Below are 18,533 nucleotides of genomic sequence, written 5' to 3' on the forward strand. Positions count from 1 at the left end.
CACCCGGTCACGGCGGCCGCGGCGCAAGCGGCCGCCGCCCCCAGGAACGTGCGGCGTGTGACGTCGGCGCTCATCGCGGATCCTCCCCCCAGCCCAGGGCTTCGGGCCGGATCGTCCCATCGCCGACAATGCAACCAAACTAGGCCGCTCGAAGAACCGTCGGGTTCAGTTTACTCAGGTGGACTAAGGGTTTGGTCACCCTAAACAGCTGCGACCCGCGGCCTGGAAGCATGCTTTCCGGGTCGCGGGTCGCAGCCATGAAGCCAACAGCTGCGGAGCGACGACCCATGACCGACATAGATAGTCGACAAAGCAATTCAGCATCGTCATTAAGGCACAGCGGGGCAATTCGTGTTGCTGTGTTGATCACGGCGGTTTTTATTTTGGTGGTCGGCTGTCAGACCACTTACTATGCACTCTGGGAGAAGGTCGGCAAGGAGAAACGCCACCTGCTCAAAGACAACGTCGAACAGGTAGGAGAGGAACAGGCCGAGGCGTCTGAACAATTCGCCACTGTCGTGGAGCGCATCAAGGCCATGTATGGCTTTGACGGCGGAGAACTGGAAGACGTCTACGAAAAACTCAGCCAAGATTACCGGGCCTGCGAAGAGCGGGCCGACGCCGTGCGTGACCGCATTGACAATGTCGAGCGCATCGCAGCGGACCTGTTTAAGGAGTGGGAATCGGAAATTGGCAGCATTGAAAACGTGAAGCTTAAATCCAAAAGCCGGGCATCCCTGCAGGACACCCGCAGCCGGTTTGCCCGGCTGCAGCGCTCCATGAGGGGTGCTGAATCCTCGATGGACCCGGTGCTCAACAACCTGAGGGATTATGTGCTCTACCTCAAGCACAACCTCAATGCCCAGGCAGTCAGTTCACTGAGAAAAGAAGTGGCTGACATTGAAACGGAGGTTTCCGCCCTGATCCAGGACATGAACCGCTCCATTAAAGAGGCCGATGCGTTTGTCAAGACCCTCTAAACGGCAGCATCATAGGTTGAGTATTTAAATCTTGAAATTCGTTTTTGAAAGGAATGCTTCACATGGAAGAGATCCTCGAGAAGATCTATCAACTGTTGACGGTTTACGGATTGAAGGTGCTTGCCGCCCTGGCGATTTTCGTCATCGGGCGTTGGGTGGCCAAGGGTGTTCGGAAATTGGTGGAGGGCATCATGACCAAGGGCAAGGTCGACCCCACCCTGATTACCTTCACATCCAACATGGCCTATATCGGCCTGCTGGCATTTATCGTCATCGCCGCCTTGGGTCAGTTGGGTATTCAGACGACCTCCTTCATCGCCATTTTGGGTGCCGCCGGCCTAGCTGTCGGCCTGGCCCTGCAGGGATCGTTGTCCAATTTCGCCGCCGGTTTTCTGCTGATCATCTTCCGGCCCTTCAAAGTGGGCGACCTGATCGAGGCCGCCGGCGTATTCGGTGTGGTGGAGGCCATCCAGATTTTCACCACCCAGTTAAAAACGGGCGACAACAAGACCGTCATCGTTCCCAATGCCAAGCTTACCGAGGACAACATCGTCAACTGGACGGTCAAGGGAACCCGCCGGGTGGACATGGTGTTCGGCATCGGATACGATGACGACATCGACAAAGCCCGATCGCTGATGGCCGGCATCATCGCCGAGGACAGCCGGATTCTAAAGACGCCCGCCCCACAGATTTCCGTCTCCGAACTGGCGGACAGCAGCGTGAACTTCGTGGTTCGTCCATGGGTCAAGGTTGAAGACTACTGGGGGGTTCATTTCGACCTGACCGAAAAGATCAAAAAGGCCTTCGACGCCAACGGGGTCTCCATTCCATTCCCGCAGCGTGACGTTCACGTGTACCAGCATGGCGGCGCGATGCAAGAAAAAAGTGCTTGACAAGCCGATTTGACCTGAATATATATCGCCCAATTTTGAAAAGGCCGAAGGAACCTTTCTCTTTTGGCCTTTTTCATTGTTCAGACCATCATGGGAGGTGTTTCTAATGAAATGTACAACGGTTCGCAAAGGCATGGAATGTGCCTTCATGACAGCCAAAGGCTGCGGATACAACGGTGGTGTCTGCCTTGAAATCGTGGAGCAGTGCAAAGGGTGCAACCGCACCCTGGAGATCGCTTCGGGATGGTATTGCGCCGCCTGCCCCGAGCCCACGACCAAATGGAAAAACGGCAACTGCAACCTGGCCACGCACGTCGGCTCCAGCATGGCCGAGACCGCTCAGAAGATCAATCCGTTGAAGGCTTCCAAGCGCTCCAGAAAGTAGTCGAGCTGCCGACAACCCCTTTGAATTGTCGAAAACCCCGCCACCCTACCGGTGTGACGGGGTTTTTTGCGTTGCGTTGCGACCGCTGGCTGACCCGGCAAGGGGTCGAAACCGATCCTGTGCGCATCCTCCTGATATTTCAAGCTCTTTTCCCTTGACATGTTGCCTGTTCAAGCAGTAAATATCCCTTTTACCGGTTCCGCGGCTGGATTAACCCCATTGAGGATGGCTACCCATGAACCCTTTAGCTGAACAACTGAATCAGACCATTAAATCTGCGGCCCCGCATGTCTACGACATGCTGTCCGATGTGGGTAAAAAACTATTTTTTCCAAAAGGAATTCTTACCCAAGGTGCGGAGGCTAAAGAAAAGGCTTATGCCATCAACGCCACCATTGGTATCGCCAAAGAGGGCGGCCGGACCATGCGGTTTGACAGTGTAATGGCCTCCCTGAACAACATCCGGGCCAGCCAGTCGCTGACCTACGCCCCGTCATTCGGCATTCCCGCCTTGCGGCAACAGTGGCAAACCGAGATGGTTGCAAAGAACCCATCCTTGGCAGGAAAACCGGTGAGTCTGCCGGTGGTCACCTGTGGCATTACTCACGGCATTGCCACCTTTGCGGATGTCTGGACCAGCCCGAGGGACGTGATTATTTTACCGGAAATGATGTGGGGCAACTACAGCATGATCTTTTCTGTGCGAAAGGATGCCCGCATCCGTCACTACGAACTGTTTACTCCGGGTGGCGGGTTCAACCTCGGCGCCTTCGAACAGGCGGTCCGCCAGGAGGCGGCGGACCACCGCAAGATTACAGTGGTCCTCAACTTTCCCCAAAATCCGTCTGGGTATACCATTTCCGAAAAGGAAGCAGACGGGATTGTCCGCATTCTTTCCGACACGGCCGCCGCCGGCACTTATGTCTTGGCGGTCACCGACGACGCCTATTTCGGTCTTTTCTACGAACCGGAAACGCTGAAGGAATCCCTCTTCGCCCGGCTGTGCGGGGCGCACCCCGGTATTCTGGCGGTGAAGCTCGACGGCGCCACCAAGGAAAATTACGTGTGGGGACTGCGGGTGGGCTTCATTACTTACGGTGGCTCGTTCAATGGCGACACGACGCCGCTTTTCGATGCGCTGGAACGCAAAACGGCCGGTTGCATCCGGGGTACCATTTCCAACGCCTCGCATTTGAGCCAGACTATTTTACTCAACTCCATGCAAAACGAGAAAAACCCTGCCGAAAAGAAGGCCAAGTTCGACATCCTCAAGGCCCGGGCAATGCGCGTCAAAGCGGTCTCCAAGGATCCCAAGTACGCCGATGCATGGGAGGTCTACCCGTTCAACTCCGGTTATTTCATGTGCCTTCGACTTAAAACCGTGGATGCGGAAGCCCTGCGCGTTCACCTGTTGGATCGATACGGTGTTGGGTTGATATCAATAGGGGAATCGAACCTTCGTGTCGCTTTTTCGTGCATGGAAGAAGCCGATGTCGAAAAACTGTTCGATACCATTTTTCAGGGAGTCAAAGAACTGGGAAAAATTAAATAGATCATGCCGCAGACGGAAACGAAACCGAGTACCTACCGGCGACTCAATAAGCGACTGAAAAGCCTGAATATCGCTCAGGCCACCCGCTGGTCAGTCTATTTCATCGCCATCGGCCTGATTGCCGGCCTCGGCTCGGTCGTTTTTCATTACCTGTGCCAGTTGGGGCTGCATTACTTTCTGGATCTGCTCGCCGGCTACCGCCCCCCGGCCCCGGCCGGTGAACACCATCTGCTGCCGCCCACGTCGGTGCCCTTCAACCGCTTGATGCTGTTGTTCCTGCCGGCCATGGGGGGGGTGTTGAGCGGGTGGCTGGTTTACACATTCGCTCCGGAAGCAGAAGGACACGGCACCGATGCCGCTATCAATGCCTACCACAACAAGGGCGGCTTCATTCGCGGCCGGGTGCCCATCGTCAAAACCATCGCCTCGGCCATTACCCTGACCACCGGGGGGTCCGGGGGCAGGGAAGGACCCATTGCCCAGATCGGTGCCGGTTTCGGTTCTTTTCTGGCCACGACCCTCAAGCTTTCCGACCGTGAACGCCGGATCATGATGGCCGCCGGCATCGGCGCCGGCGTGGGCAGCATCTTCCGGGCCCCGATGGCCGGTGCCCTGTTTGCCGCCGAAGTGCTTTACCGGGACCCTGATTTTGAATCGGAGGTGATCATTCCGGCAGGGATCTCATCGGTGGTGGCCTACTGTGTCTTCTGCCTGGTGTTCGGCTGGGGATCGCTGTTCGACTCGCCGCCGTTCAAATTTCAGAATCCGCTTGAACTGGGACCTTACCTGGTCCTGGCCATCGTGCTGGTCGCCACCGGTGTATTTTACATCAAGGCCTTTTACGGCACGATCCACATCTTCGAATCCTTAAAGAAAATCCCCAATCACATCAAACCGGCCATCGGCGGTTTATTGACCGGTATCATCGGCTTTTTTTTACCCCATACCTTGGCCTTTGGGTATGGGTTTGCCCAAAAGGCCATCAACAATGAACTGACGGTGCCCTTTCTGCTCTCCCTTGCCCTGGGCAAGGTGCTGACGACATCCTTTTCCATCGGCTCCGGGGGAAGCGGCGGTGTCTTCGGCCCCTCTATCGTGATCGGCGGGGCCATGGGCGGCTGCGTGGGTAAAATCTTCCACGACATCATGCCCACCGTTGTGACGCAACCCGGTGCCTTCGTGGTGGTGGGAATGGCCGGATTCTTCACGGCCGTCTCCAACACGCCTATCTCCACGATCATTTTCGTCAGCGAGATGACCAACTCCTACCATTTGCTGCTGCCCAGCCTGCTGGTCTGTTCGGTGGCCTATATGGCATCGCGGCGCTGGACGATCTTTAAGCAGCAGGTGCAGAGCAAGGTCGATTCTCCGGCCCACGCCGGTGATTTTTTTGTTGATATCCTCCAAGCGATCCCGGTCAACGACCTCATGCCGCTGGTTAAAAAGGTGACCTTGATTCCCCAGGATATGCCGTTTTTGGAGTTCAAACGCTACTTTTCCGAGACCAAGCAGCACTACTTTCCGGTGGTGGATGAAGAGAAACGGTTGGTGGGGATCTTCTCCATCAACGACATCCGGGGCGTTCTCTTCTCACCTGAAATCGAACAGTTGGTGGTCATGAAGGACGTGGGAAGCGCTGACATCATCGTCACCACGCCGGAAGAGGACCTCAACGCCGTGCTGAAAAAATTCACTACCCGCAATATCGACAGTCTGCCGGTGGTGCGGGCAGACGATCACGGGATTCTGTTGGGCATGCTCAACCGCCGAGAGGTGATTTCATTCTACAATCAGAAGGTGGAAGAGATGAAATCCCAGCGCTTGGCGAAATACGGCGGATAGTCATCTAGCATTCAAAAAAAATGATTAAAAAGACAAACGTAAAGCGCTTCTCCGATTCACGGGGGTTTGTATTTGAACCCGTGCGGGGAGAACTTCTTGCAAACCAGAGGAATACGCATGTCGTGGTGAGCCGTCCCGGAGCCGTCCGGGGGAACCACTACCACGTCCGGGGCACAGAAATACTCGTGGTTTGCGGACCATCCCTGGTCCGGATCCGTGAGGGTGAGGATTCAAGGGACATTTCCATTCCCGCAGACACCACCTGCCGCTTGACCATCCCGCCCGGGGTCGCCCATGCCATCCAGAATACAGGTAAAACCGACAACCTGCTGGTCGCCTTCAACTCCGAACCCCATGATCCGGACCAACCCGACCTGGTTCAGGAAATTCTGATACCCGTTTGAACCGATATTCTCACTCTTGGTCCCGCAATATCCGTTTGAGGATCTTGCCGGTGGCACTTTTGGGGAGTTCCTTCACAAATTCGAACTCAGCGGGGACTTTATACACGGCCAGATGCTTGCGGCAGTAGGCATTGATCTCCTCGGCGGTGACAGTTGCCCCTTCCTTCAAAACGATGGCGGCTTTGACAACTTCCCCTTTTTCCGGGTGCGGAATGCCGTATACGGCAAGTTCCATCACGGCGGGATGCTTGTAGAGAAACTGCTCGACCTCGGCGGGCCATATTTTGAGTCCGGCCATGTTGATCATGTCCTTGACCCGGTCGACGATAAACACGTAGCCCTCCTCGTCCATGGTGCCGATATCCCCGGTGTGAAGCCACCCGTTGCGCAGTGCGCGGGCCGTCTCTTCGGGCTTGTTCCAATATCCTTGCATGACGCCCGGTCCTCGAACGCAGATTTCTCCCCATTTACCGGGTGACATCTCCTGGTCGGATTCATCAAAGATCTTGATTTCAAAGTTCTCCACCGGAGTGCCTACGCTGCCGAATTTATGGTTGAAGTCGTGATTGTAGCAGGCAAAGGGCGAACACTCCGTGAGACCGTAACCCTCGTACACCGGGCGCCCATAGCGTTCGGTCCACCTGGCCGAAATTTCCTGCGGCATGCTTGCTGCGGCCGAGAACTCGTACCGGATGGAGGTGAAGTCTGCGGGGGCCACATCCATGTTCAACAGGTTGATGTAGATTGTTGGAACCGCGAAAAACATGGTTACGCGGTCGTTGCGGATGGACGCCAGGACCTGGTCGGGCACGAAGCGGCGATGAAGCACCAAGGTCGCGCAGGCCAGAAAGGTGGCGTTCATGATGAAGTTTTGCCCGAACACGTGAAACAGGGGCAAAAATAGGATCATGCGGTCTTCGGCGGTAAAGCCTGCATGGTGAACCGTTGTCCATGTGTTGGAAACGACATTCCCATGGGTGAGGGTCGCGCCTTTGGGAAATCCCGTGGTCCCCGAGGTATAGAGCAATACGGCAGGGTCTTGAGGATCCATGTCCGCAGCGCTGAAAGTTTCCTGACTGGCGTTGAGCCAGTCGTCGAGGGTTGGATGTCCTGCCCCGTCACCCTCGCAAACCACGATATTGCGTAATTGTGGATAGTGGTCCATGCTGACATTCTCCAGCAATTCCCCCGTCGTGAGCAGCAGCACCGCCCCGGCGTCATTGAGAATATACGTCAACTCTTCAGCCTTGAGCATGGCATTCGCCGAAACGGCAATGGCACCGATGCGCACGGTGGCGAGGTAGCCAATCGCAAATGCGGGAATGTTGGGCAGGTAAAGGGCCACGCGGTCGCCTCTGGCGATCCCCTCCGCAACCAGTGCATTGGCAAGCCGGTTCACCCGGGCGTTCAACTCTTGGTATGTCAAATGCGTTCCTTCAAAGAGGATGGCTGTTTTGTCCGGGAATAACTTGGCGGCACGTTCAACGTTCTGCGCGATGTTCATCTGTCCCTCCCTCCTGCATGGTTAGTATAGCCTCTGAATAATGGATTTTCAACTTAGCGTTCAATGTCGTTAACTTGCGATGTTTTCATATTGGGAGTATCCATCGAAATCGCTATCGGGATCGCTATCGAAATCGACAATCACGGCCATGGCATTGATTTCAATCCCGATAGGGATGCCGATCCCGAAAGGGCCGTTTTTACACTACCAAAGGCTTAAGTCAATGGCATTAATACATCCCATCGTCCATAAAAAGGCCTGGATCTATGTGTCCCTCACTCTGCACGCAATGCCTCGATGGGATCCAGCCGGGCTGCCTGGCGGGCGGGAAGGATGCCCGACAGCAGCCCGATGACCGCAGCCAGGACCTCTGCAAGGACCACATAGGACATGGGGGTATGCGTGGGCAGTTTGGGCACCAGCGTTTCCAGGACCCATGCGCCGCCGGTACCCAGTATGACGCCTGCGATCCCGCCGATGCCGCCCAACAGGGTCGCTTCGATGGCAAACAGGCCCATGATCCAACGACGTTCCGTTCCCAGGGCGCGCAGCAGACCGATTTCCACACGGCGCTGACGCACAGCGATGGTCATGATGGTGGTGATGCCGACGCCGCCCACCAGCAGGGAAATTCCGCCGATGGCTCCTACGGCAAGGGTCAGCACGCCCAGCACCGATCCCAATACGGCGAGCATCTGGGTCTGGGTGACGATCGTGAAATCCTCGCTGCCATGGCGGGATACCAGAACGGATGTGATCCGATTCGAAATGGTGTCAGCGCTGCTGCCGGCGGCAAATAACACGTCGATTTCCATGAGGCTTTCGCGGTTGAACATCGCCAGGGCCCGCGAAGCGGGGATGTAGACCGCGTCGTCCAGATCGAATCCCAGCATCTGCCCTTTGGCGGCCATGACACCGATGGTGCGGTAGCGCTCCCCGCCGATACGAATGCGTCTTCCCAGGGGGTTCGCCCCACCGAAAAGCTCACGGCTGACTCGGCTGCCCAACACGGCAAACGCCCGCGACCCGGTCGCGTGGTCATCCGGTAGGAACCGACCCTGGGCCACGGCCATCTGCCAGACTGTCGGGGCGGCTGCACCGACGCCAAACACATAGGTCCGCCGGGAGCGCGAGCCGGACTCTACAGCCGCGTTGCCCTGAACCACCGGCACGGTGTCCAAGACCCGTGGAATCCGGGACAGGGCCGCGGCATCGTCGATGGAAAGGGGTCTGACATTGCTGATCACCGCACCGGAAACGCCCGTGGTGGAGGTCTTTCCCGGTGTGATCCCGATCAGGTTGGTCCCGAACTGGGTGAATTCGCCCAGCACAAAGCGGTGGACGCCTTCCCCCAGGGAGGTAAGCAGCACCACTGCGGCAATCCCCACGGCAATTCCCAGAATGGTCAGAAAACTGCGCAGGCGCTGTCCGTCCAGCGACTGAAGGGACCATTTAAGTGCATCACGGAAAATCATTGGTTTCCACCCGTTTTTGCATTCCTCAATTCTTCAACCGGGTTAAACCGGAAATAACAAATCACAAATTACAAATCTCAAATAAATTCCAATTTTCAAATCTCAAAAAGAGCAACAATCGATTTAATTCTCCACAATTGATGATTGGAATATCCTTTTTTCAGGACCTTGATGTTTGTAATTTGGCTATTGTGATTTATTTGTCATTTGGGATTTGGACATTGATTTTTTTCTGACATATAAATACTCAAAGTTGCTGGATTAAGAATCAATCCCTCAATTACTTCTCCGCCAATGCCGCCACGGAATCCAGCCGTGCGGCGCGCCGTGCCGGCAAAATGCCGAAAAGGGTGCCGGTCGATACTGCCGTGGCGATAGCTGCCGCCGGAGACCACCAGGGAACGGCCAAGGGAAACGAGGGGAACCATTCCTGCAGCACCAGTAATCCGCCAGCGGCAAGCAGCATCCCGGCGGCGGCCCCGACGATAGAGAGAATCGTCGACTCCACGAGAAAGAGAATCAATACCTGCGTGTGCGTGGCCCCGAGAGCCTTGAGAAGGCCGATCTCCCCCGTTCGCTGGGAGATGGCGACCAGCATCACGTTCATGATCAGGATGCCTGCCACAGCAAGACTGATGGCGGCAATGCCGGCGACCGCTAAGGTCAGGGTCCTCAGGATACGGTCGAAGGTGGCCAGAAGGGCGTCCTGGGTGATCACGGTCACGTCGTCTTCCCCGTCGTGCCGATCCCGGATGATCTCCTGTACGTTTCGCTTGGCCCGTGATACGGCATCCCGATTTCGGGCCTGCACCAGAATCCGGAACAGGGATTCGGTGTTGAACAAGGCCGTGGCCGAGGCGACGGGAATGATGGCCACGTCGTTGATGTCCGCACCCAAGGACTGGCCTTTTTGGGTCAGGGTGCCGATCACCCGAAACCGTCGCTCACCGATGCGCACGAAACGGCCCAGTGGAGATCGGCTGCCGAAGAGTTCCTTTCTGGCCTGGTAACCCAATACGCAGACCGCCTCTGCCCGGAAGATCTCGCCGGCGGGAATGAATCGACCGTGGGCCATGGCCAGGTGGCGAACCGGCAGGAGTTCGGCCGTCGAGCCCAGGATGGTGATTTCGCGCTGCCGGCCGCCTGCGGAGACAGGGGCGGAACCAACCACGAGGGGAGCCACCCGGCGCACGGCGGTGCTGCGCGCCAGGGCCATGGCATCCTGGACGGTCAGGTCCCGGGGGGTCTGGCCCATCATCGGCGGCGGGCCGCCGGTGGTTTCGGATCGACCTGGCAGGACGATCAGCAGGTGGGTGCCCAGGGAACTGAACTGATTGGCCACATAGCGGCGGGTGCCCTCTCCCAGGGTGGACAGCACTACCACCGACGCCACCCCGATGGCCATGGCCAGCAGCATCAACCCCGAGCGCAGGGGATAGCCGGATACGGCCCGCCGGCAGAAGCCGACCACATCCGTGGTCCTCATGCCGGCCCCTGGCTGTCGGAGACGATGCGGCCGTCCACCATCCGGATCGCACGCTCGGCGCGGCTCCCGATGCTCGGGTCGTGGGTAACGATCAGCACGGTCATGCCTTGTTCCTTGAGGGATTCGATGGCTTGAATGATTTCATCGCCGGAGGTGCGATCCAGGTTGCCGGTGGGCTCGTCGGCAAGGATGACGGCAGGGTTCATGATCACGGCCCGGGCGATGGCCACCCGCTGACGCTGGCCACCGGAGAGCTGTTCCGGCCGGTGTCCGGCCCGGCTGGAAAGGCCGAACCGGTCCATGGCTTGATTCACCCGACGGCGCCGTTCCTTCGGATCGACGCCGGCAAGAACCAGCGGCAGGCCCACATTGTCTGCCGCCGTGAGCCGGGGGACCAGATGAAAGAATTGGAAGATGAACCCGATACTATAGCGCCGGACGGCTGCCTGCTGATCATCGGTCAACGCGGTGGCGTCCCTGCCGTCGATGCGATAGGTGCCTTCGTCCGGGCGGTCCAGCAGCCCGAGGATGTTCAACAGGGTGGATTTTCCCGACCCGGACGGTCCCATGATGGACAGATACTCGCCTTTTTCCACAATCAGGTTCACCCCGTCCAGGGCATGCACGGGTTCACCCCCCACCTGAAACACCCGGCTGACATGGTCCAGGTGAATCACGGGGCTTCCTCGATGAGAACGGCCGGCGCGCCGTCTTTAAGATCCGGGGCATCGATGTTGACCACCACCTGTTCTTCCGGCTTCAGTCCGTCGATCACCTCGGTGTGATCCCAGTTGGAAAGGCCGATACGGATGCGGCGACGCTCAATTTTGCCCAGGGCAGGTTTAAACACGTAGACGTGCTGATCCGCCATGACGGCTTGGGTGGGAACCCGCACCACATCGCTGCTAACGTTCAAGATCACTTCGATGTCTGCGCTGTAGCCGGCCAGCAAAAGGGAGAAATCCTCCGGGTGGATGAAACTGACCTCCACATCGACGGTGCGGGCCTGCTTCTCCACGTCCAGTACATAATCGGAAACCCGGCGCACCCGGCCCTGGAAAATCCGGCTGCCATAGGCATCCATGGTGATGCGGGCCGGCATGCCCGTCCGGATGCCGGACACATCCACCTCGTCGATGGGCGCAATCACGTAAAAGCAACCCGATTCGATAATGTCCACCACGGGCGGCGTGGGCACACCCAGCGGGGAAGGGGTGACATATTCGTAGCGTTCGCCGTTGATTTCGCCGATTACCCCATCGAAGGGCGCAAGCAGCCGGGTGCGCTGGAGACTGGCCCTGGCCACGGCCAGCTGGGCTTCACGGACCTGCACCTCACTGCGGGCCCCGTCACATTCGGCGCCCAGGGCGGCAGCCTCGGCAACGGCGTTTTCCGTGCGCTCCTGGGTTCCCACATTGGATTTGAGCAGGGTCGACAGGCGATCCGCATTCTTGGCGGCCACGTCGGCCCGTGAACAGGCCGATTGGGCCCTGGCGCGGGTGGCGGCCACCTCCCGTTCGGCCAGCATGACCTGCGCGGCGATGTCGTTGTTCCACAGCTCTAAAAGCAGGGCGCCTTCTTTGACCCGGTCCCCCTTTTTGACCGGCAGCCTGGCGATTTGGCCGCCGATGCTGGGAGACAGCTTGGCTCGCCGGCAGGCCTTTACCGTACCTGCCCGGGTATTGGCCACCGTGCGTTCAACCAGTCCGCGGGTGACTGGTCTGATGGCCACCGGCAACGGTGTCGGCCGCGTATAGTGCCAGAAGGCCCCCACCACGGCCGACACGACCAGTAGAAGCAGCACCCACTTGAATCGTCCGTGGGGGGAAGCTTTTTTGGTTTTCCGGTCCATCGCCGCCGCATTTAAGGAGTTCAAGGTTAAAAGGTTCAGAGGTGTAGAACCTCGAACGCACAACATAAAAGCTGATAGCGGTAACCAGAAACCAGAAACCAGAGACCAGAAACCAGAAACCAGAAACCAGAACCTGCCAACACCTCCCGATTATCTACGCCTGTGCATGCCTGCTGGCAACCCTAAATGGTGGATAGTGGGGTGGAAATGCCGAATTCATTAAGGGACCGGTGCGAAAAAATCCCTCACCCGCGCAGCAACCTGGCGTTGGGTCATCTTGTCGCAGGTTCCCATGTAAACCAGGCTTTCCGATATCGCTTTGGATTTAGCCATCTCCTTTTTCAATTCAATTTTGGCCTCACCGGGTCCCATGATAATTATCTTGTAGGCGTCGGCAACCGCTTCGATAACCTTCTGGAAGAAACGGACAGACTGCTGCTGGTGCCGGGCCGCCATTTTACTGTCGGAGGAGATTGGCTGGGGACCCCACGGCGTTCGTTTGGTTCGTGACCCGCCGGACAGTCGCACATGGCGTTCGATTTCGGATTGAATTTCACGAATGGATTTCGTATCTCCCGACTCATTCAGGGTCACAATGACCGCTTTTTTATGGTCAATCCACAACCCTACGTGTTTTTTCATTGGCTGTTCCTCCTGGCCCGTTGAACACGTCGATACGTCCACGTCCAGATTAAGATGATTGTTGATGACAATCTACGAATGGGTGGCGTATACTGACCCTTTCTCTCCCAACTCAATGGTTTTGAACAATGATGGGATCGCCCGTTTTAAAACGCATTCAGTCAAAGGATAATGAACGTGTCACTAAAAACGCAAATCCTGATCAATCTTATCGTGCTCGCCATCGTCGATACCGTCGTTCCCATCCCTATTACTGCTATGGTGCTGATCATGGTGCTGTTCCAGAAACCCAAATGGTTCAAGGATTGGGTCGACCGAATTTACCGCCCCTGAGGCCGATTTAGGTGTTGCTGAACAGGTGGATCAACCGGTCCTTGCCTTCGCCGTCATCAGCGGAGACGCTAAGTTTCCAGTGGGTCAGCGCCTCGGGGTCGGTGACCACCACCGCAGGGCAGGCTGCCCGGTAGGCGACCCGCTCCACGGTGCGGCCTGGGTGACGCAGTTACTCTACTATTCTATGGACTTTCTGGTCTACTGTGAATGGTTAAAAATACTCATTTTCATCCTTCCAGGATGGGTAAGCTTGCCGATTTCCAGCTATCGGCGATGCCTATTCACTCGCCAGCCGGTGGGGGATTCGCAGCAGGGAACCAGCGATGGTGTCTTAACCTTCCAGAAGCGTTGCGTCAGTGCCTCGGACCCGTCTCTTCCTCTCTCTCTTTGCAGACGTCTGTGGTCGCGTGAAACACATGAAATCAATTGACATTGCCGGCTTCTTGCCTATAAAGTTTTTATAGACAGCATACACCTGCCCCACCCTGAAACTGATATTGATGCGACGTCCGTCGCTTGATCTTCAATCTGCCCCTGAAGCCGGAAACGCACCTGTCTGTGGCTATCGATCGTCTGCCACGCTGACCCTTCATGCCGATCGGAGGATCTTTCAATGGCCGGGAAAAGTACTCCTGAAAAACGGTCTGCACCAGGAAAAAGCAAGCCCGCAGCCAAAGGGAAAGCCGCCAGGCCGGACAGGCAGAAAAAGGTCGATGGCGTCATTGGCGACCCACACCCCACCAGACCGGGCGACACGGATCTGGTCGTCGTGGGGGTCGGGGCGTCCGCCGGCGGCCTCGAGGCCCTGCAGCAATTGTTTAAACCGCTGGCCGTCGATTGCGGCGTGGCGTTCGTCGTAATCCAGCACCTGAGCCCGAACTATAAAAGTGCCATGGATCAACTGCTCTCCCGGACGACGGCCTTGCCGGTCCTCCAGATCCAAAACAACCTGACGATCGAACCCAACCGGATCTATCTGAGCCCGCCGGAAAAATTCGTTTCCATGGCCAAGGGCCGGTTTCGGCTGATCCAATCGCTGTCTCAGGGTGGAAGGAGCTTTCTACCCATCGATCATTTTTTCCGATCATTGGCAAGGGTGAAGCGCGAAAAAGCCGTCTGTATCATCCTCTCCGGTTCGGCCAGCGACGGAACCCAGGGGCTCAAGGCCGTAAAAGCCGTCGGTGGCCTGACCATTGCCCAGTCTCCGGAGGATGCCGGGTATGCAAGCATGCCGGAGAGCGCCATTGCCAGCCGGATGGTCGATTTTATCCTGCCGGCAGCGGAAATCGCCCCCAAACTGCTGGCCGTTCTCAAACACCCCTGTATCCGCTGCATCGATGCGACCCCAACGGACGAAAAGGATACGGCCTTTAACCTGGATCAGATATTTTCAATCATTCGAAGCAAAACCGGCCACAATTTTTCCAGCTACAAGCGCAATACGGTCAGTCGCCGGATTGCCCGGCGCATGGCCGTCCACCAGCTCAACACCATTTCAGACTACGTCAAGATCATGGCCAAAGATCCGGCAGAGGCCGGCTGCCTGGTCAAGGACATGCTCATCGGGGTCACCTGTTTTTTTCGGGATGGCAGCCCCTTTGAGACGCTCCAGGAAAAGGTGCTGACGCCATTGGTCCAGTCCAGGCAGCCCGGCGACAGCGTCAGGGTCTGGGTGCCGGGATGCTCCAGCGGGGAAGAGGCCTATACCATTGCCATTCTGCTTGCGGAAGTCATGGAACGGCTGGGCATTCCGTTGACCCTCCAGGTCTTTGCCAGCGACCTGGAAGCCGATGCCATCCATACTGCGCGGCAGGGAGCCTATCCGCAGAGCATCTCGGCCGATGTCTCCGGGCAGCGCCTTGCCCGATTTTTCAACTATCGCGACGCCACGTATCAGATCAAGAAACGCATCCGGGACAGCATCGTTTTTTCGGTTCACAACCTGATCGACGACCCCCCGTTTTCGAAAATCGACCTGATCAGTTGCCGCAACCTGCTGATTTACCTCAAGCCCGAGCTGCAGAAGAAAATCCTGCGCATATTTCATTTCGCCCTGAACCCGGACGGCCACCTCTTTTTAGGATCTTCGGAGACCATCGGTGAATGCACCGACTGTTTCTCGGCGGTGTCGCTCAAACACAAGATCTTTAAACATCGCAACATCGTGCCGGTGGACCGCTACACCATCGATCATCTACCCGAACCCGCCGGTTCTCCGCCATACGCCACTGCGGCTATAGAGAGAGGAAGGCCGTCCTTGACGGACATCTGCAACTACACGGAACGAATTCTTCTGGACGAATATGCCCCGCCCGCGGTGCTGGTCGACCGCGGCTACGAAATCCTTAATTTCTTCGGCCATACCGAACCGTATCTGCAGGTGTCTCAAGGCAAGGCCAGTTTCAACATCATGAAAATGGCCCGTGAAGGACTGGGGTTCAAGCTGGCCCAAGGCCTCAACCGTGCTTTTCAAACTGGTCAGACCCAACGCCTCGAAGGGGTGGTCGTCAAAAGCGACAGGGACTTGTTGACCACGACGATCTCCATTCGCCCGTTGCCGGAAAAGCCGGCGGGCAGGGACTTGCTGATCGTTTTGTTCGAGGCTGCCAAGAGCGGCCGACCCACCGATGCCTCCGAGGCGCCGGCGGAAGATCTCGGTGAAACACCGCCGCAGGTCAAGCGACTGGAAGACGAACTGAACAACACCAAGGCGCACCTGCAAGCCACCATCGAAGCACTCGAATCATCCAATGAGGCCTACAAAGCCGCCAATGAAGAGCTGCAGTCGGTCAACGAGGAGCTGCAGAGCGCCAATGAAGAGCTGGAGACCTCCCGGGAAGAGCTTCAGTCCACCAATGAGGAGCTGGTGACGGTCAACGCCGAACACCAGCAGAAGATCGACGAGCTGACCAAATCCAACAACGACATCAACAACCTGCTGGAGAGTACGGAAATCGCCTGTCTGTTTCTGGACCTCAACTTGTGCGTGCGGCGCTTCACGCCGGCCGTCACCCGGATCATCAACCTTCGTCAAACCGACCTCGGGCGCCCGGTCAGCGACATCACCACCCTGATGGAGGCGATAAACGTCCACGAACACGCCCGTGAAGTGCTTGAACGGCTGGATCGCAAGCGGCTGGAGGTCAGGGATAAAAACGATCGTTGGTATGAGATGCGCATCATGCCCTATCGAACCATCGACAATGTCATCGACGGGGTAACCATTGCCTTTATCGACATCACCGACGTGCGGCAGGTTCACTTGCTTCGGCGGGTCACCGCCGTGTTCGAATGTTCATCGGATGCCGTCACCGTGCAGGATTTCGACGGCAACATTCTGTCGTGGAACCGGACTGCGGAAACGCTCTACGGGTGGACGGCGCAGGAAGCCACCCACATGCACATCAGCGAACTCACGGTGGAGAAGAATCGCCATGAGTATGCGGATGTAATCCGCCGACTGCGGCGCGGTGAAACGGTGGCACCTTTTGAAATCAAGCGGATTACCAAATCGGGCGAACCCATTGCCGTCGGGCTGCATGTTACGACCCTGGTCGATGAAAAGCGCCGGCCGGTTCAGTTTGCCACCTATGAAAGGCCGGTGGAATCATCGTAAGCTACCGTCAAGGACAAACGCCATGACCGGGCACAAAACCGAAGACACCCATTGGACGGAACTGCGACGCCGGGCTGAGAGTTCGGTAGGGCCGCCATCTGCGGAGACCGACCATCAGGAGGACCACGATATCACCCGCCTGCTCCACGAGATCCAAGTTAACCAGACCGAGCTGGAGATGCAAAATGACGAGTTGTCCAAAAGCCGCGACACCGTCGAGGCGGCCAGGCAGAAATACGAAAAACTTTATCGCAACTATGCCGGATTGTTCAACTTTGCCCCCATCGGCTACCTGGTTATCGATCGGGACGGTGTGATCCATGAAATAAACCTCGTCGCTGCCATCTTGCTCAATGCCCCCCGCAGCCGTTTGACCGGCCGCTGTATGACCGACTTTATCCACCGGGACGATCAGGATTGCTTTTATTACCAGAAGCTGAATTGCCAGAAGGGCCCGGAAAGTTCCATGTTTGAACTGAAAATGAAACGAGCGGACGGTGTCTTATTCGATGCTCAGCTTCAGATGCAATCTTTTTCCGACGCGCGCAGCGACGATCAGAGATACACGGTCTCGATCGTTGACATCAGCGAACATATGCAGCTCTCCTCAAGCTTCGTACTGCAGCAATACTGCCTCGATCTTGCCTGCCGCGCCGGCACCATGCAGGAGCTGCTGGCGGGCTATGTCGAACGGGTGAAATCATATCTTCAATGCGATGCAGTCGGCATCCGCATCCGCGATGATGCCGACCACATTCCCTACCAGGCCTACGAGGGATTCAGCCAGGCCTTCTTTGAATCCGAGAGTCCGTTGTGTCTTCATACCGACCAGTGCATGTGCACGGCGGTCGTTAAAGGCGCCATCGACGCCAGCCGGCCGTTTTTCACGAAAGGGGGATCGTTTTACATCAATGCAGCCAGCCGCTATGTGGCCACGGCGTCCTACCAGGATCTGGGTATGACCCGGAATGCCCGTCAGGCGCACGGCTATGAATCCGTGGCCCTGATTCCCATTGGCATCGGTGATACTATCGCAGGGCTGATCCATGTGGCCGACCGACGGGAAAACCGCTTTTCGCTGCGGCTGGTCGAAAACCTGGAAGATGTCGGTTCGCGGCTGGGACTGGCGGTTCACCGGTTTCACCTGCAGGACAGGCTCAATGAATCGGTGGATGCACTCAATGTCCTCTCCCGCCACCTGCTGACGGTTCAGGAAGATGAACAGCGGCGCATTGCCCTGGAGCTTCACGATGGATGCGGCCAGGACCTGAATGTGCTCAAGCTTCGATTGAAAAACCTTCAAGGCCGGCTGCCGGCCGACGCCGCCGATTTGAAAAACGAATGCGATGGCTTGCTGGCTTATTCCGACAAAATTATCGACGACATCCGCAACATTGCCCATGGGTTGAAACCGGCGGCGCTGGAGACACTCGGGCTGACCGCTGCCACCCGGCAGATGATTCGTGAATATTCAATCCAAGTGAATGTTCAGGTGGAGGCGGATATCGATCTGCTTGACCGGATCGAGAACCCAATGGCTCGGGTGTGTCTGTTCCGCATCTTCCA

At 57.1% G+C, this 18,533-nt stretch carries 17 protein-coding genes; 9 read left to right on the forward strand and 8 right to left on the reverse strand.

The window, feature by feature from the left end; all coding sequences use genetic code 11:
• Positions 1-74: twin-arginine translocation signal domain-containing protein (locus tag ABYV26_RS06305; RefSeq protein WP_372679260.1), on the reverse strand; the 74-nt coding region annotated here is incomplete at its 3' end.
• 213 nt (positions 75-287) lie between these two features.
• Here ABYV26_RS06305 and ABYV26_RS06310 point away from each other — a divergent pair.
• The 6 genes from ABYV26_RS06310 (at position 288) to ABYV26_RS06335 (ending at position 6,059) form a co-directional block, all read left to right on the forward strand.
• Entirely contained in the window at positions 288-980 is a 693-nt protein-coding gene (locus ABYV26_RS06310) for a DUF2959 family protein (RefSeq protein ID WP_372679229.1), read from the forward strand.
• A gap of 62 nt (positions 981-1,042) precedes the next feature.
• Positions 1,043-1,876: a mechanosensitive ion channel family protein gene (locus tag ABYV26_RS06315; RefSeq protein ID WP_372679231.1), complete on the forward strand. Its 834-nt coding sequence runs from the start codon at positions 1,043-1,045 to the stop codon at positions 1,874-1,876.
• 106 nt (positions 1,877-1,982) lie between these two features.
• Positions 1,983-2,261 carry a PxxKW family cysteine-rich protein gene (locus ABYV26_RS06320; protein WP_372679233.1) on the forward strand — a complete coding sequence of 93 codons (279 nt, stop codon included), beginning with the start codon at positions 1,983-1,985 and terminating at the stop codon, positions 2,259-2,261.
• Positions 2,262-2,496: 235 nt separating this feature from the next.
• Complete coding sequence (locus ABYV26_RS06325) at positions 2,497-3,813, forward strand: aminotransferase class I/II-fold pyridoxal phosphate-dependent enzyme (RefSeq protein ID WP_372679235.1); 1,317 nt, start codon at positions 2,497-2,499, stop codon at positions 3,811-3,813.
• Positions 3,814-3,816: 3 nt separating this feature from the next.
• Positions 3,817-5,655 (forward strand): chloride channel protein, encoded by a 1,839-nt coding sequence (locus ABYV26_RS06330; protein WP_372679237.1) that lies wholly within the window; start codon positions 3,817-3,819, stop codon positions 5,653-5,655.
• A 20-nt stretch (positions 5,656-5,675) separates the two neighbouring features.
• The gene (locus ABYV26_RS06335) at positions 5,676-6,059 is read left to right on the forward strand and encodes a cupin domain-containing protein (RefSeq protein WP_372679239.1); all 384 of its coding nucleotides are present in this window, start codon (positions 5,676-5,678) and stop codon (positions 6,057-6,059) included.
• Positions 6,060-6,069: 10 nt separating this feature from the next.
• Here the strand turns inward: ABYV26_RS06335 and ABYV26_RS06340 are convergent, their stop codons facing one another.
• The 6 genes from ABYV26_RS06340 to ABYV26_RS06365 all read right to left on the reverse strand — a co-directional run bounded on the left by ABYV26_RS06340 (position 6,070) and on the right by ABYV26_RS06365 (position 13,018).
• Positions 6,070-7,563 (reverse strand): long-chain fatty acid--CoA ligase, encoded by a 1,494-nt coding sequence (locus ABYV26_RS06340; protein ID WP_372679240.1) that lies wholly within the window; start codon positions 7,561-7,563, stop codon positions 6,070-6,072.
• A 275-nt stretch (positions 7,564-7,838) separates the two neighbouring features.
• The gene (locus ABYV26_RS06345; protein ID WP_372679242.1) at positions 7,839-9,038 is read right to left on the reverse strand and encodes an ABC transporter permease; all 1,200 of its coding nucleotides are present in this window, start codon (positions 9,036-9,038) and stop codon (positions 7,839-7,841) included.
• A 280-nt stretch (positions 9,039-9,318) separates the two neighbouring features.
• Positions 9,319-10,524 carry an ABC transporter permease gene (locus ABYV26_RS06350; protein ID WP_372679244.1) on the reverse strand — a complete coding sequence of 402 codons (1,206 nt, stop codon included), beginning with the start codon at positions 10,522-10,524 and terminating at the stop codon, positions 9,319-9,321.
• Positions 10,521-11,201: an ABC transporter ATP-binding protein gene (locus ABYV26_RS06355; protein ID WP_372679246.1), complete on the reverse strand. Its 681-nt coding sequence runs from the start codon at positions 11,199-11,201 to the stop codon at positions 10,521-10,523. Before ABYV26_RS06355 ends, ABYV26_RS06350 begins: the two co-directional genes overlap by 4 nt.
• Positions 11,198-12,376, reverse strand: coding sequence for an efflux RND transporter periplasmic adaptor subunit (locus ABYV26_RS06360; protein WP_372679248.1), 1,179 nt, complete (start codon positions 12,374-12,376; stop codon positions 11,198-11,200). The genes ABYV26_RS06355 and ABYV26_RS06360 overlap by 4 nt, the downstream gene beginning before the upstream one ends.
• 219 nt (positions 12,377-12,595) lie before the next feature.
• Entirely contained in the window at positions 12,596-13,018 is a 423-nt protein-coding gene (locus ABYV26_RS06365) for a hypothetical protein (RefSeq protein ID WP_372679250.1), read from the reverse strand.
• A 177-nt stretch (positions 13,019-13,195) separates the two neighbouring features.
• Between ABYV26_RS06365 and ABYV26_RS06370 the strand changes: the two genes are divergently transcribed.
• Positions 13,196-13,351 carry a hypothetical protein gene (locus ABYV26_RS06370; protein WP_372679252.1) on the forward strand — a complete coding sequence of 52 codons (156 nt, stop codon included), beginning with the start codon at positions 13,196-13,198 and terminating at the stop codon, positions 13,349-13,351.
• Positions 13,352-13,358: 7 nt separating this feature from the next.
• On the opposite strand, the gene ABYV26_RS06375 is transcribed toward ABYV26_RS06370, so the two are convergent.
• On the reverse strand, positions 13,359-13,499 hold the full coding sequence (locus ABYV26_RS06375; protein ID WP_372679254.1) for a hypothetical protein: 141 nt from the start codon (positions 13,497-13,499) through the stop codon (positions 13,359-13,361).
• 465 nt (positions 13,500-13,964) lie between these two features.
• Here ABYV26_RS06375 and ABYV26_RS06380 point away from each other — a divergent pair, with 465 nt between their 5' ends.
• Together ABYV26_RS06380 and ABYV26_RS06385 are read left to right on the forward strand one after the other, a co-directional pair.
• Positions 13,965-16,967 carry a CheR family methyltransferase gene (locus ABYV26_RS06380; protein ID WP_372679256.1) on the forward strand — a complete coding sequence of 1,001 codons (3,003 nt, stop codon included), beginning with the start codon at positions 13,965-13,967 and terminating at the stop codon, positions 16,965-16,967.
• 22 nt (positions 16,968-16,989) lie between these two features.
• Positions 16,990-18,533, forward strand: a 1,544-nt coding sequence (locus ABYV26_RS06385) for a histidine kinase (protein ID WP_372679258.1), incomplete at its 3' end; no start/stop codon positions are given.

This window comes from Desulfosarcina sp. (assembly GCF_041551955.1).
Lineage (GTDB): Bacteria > Desulfobacterota > Desulfobacteria > Desulfobacterales > Desulfosarcinaceae > Desulfosarcina.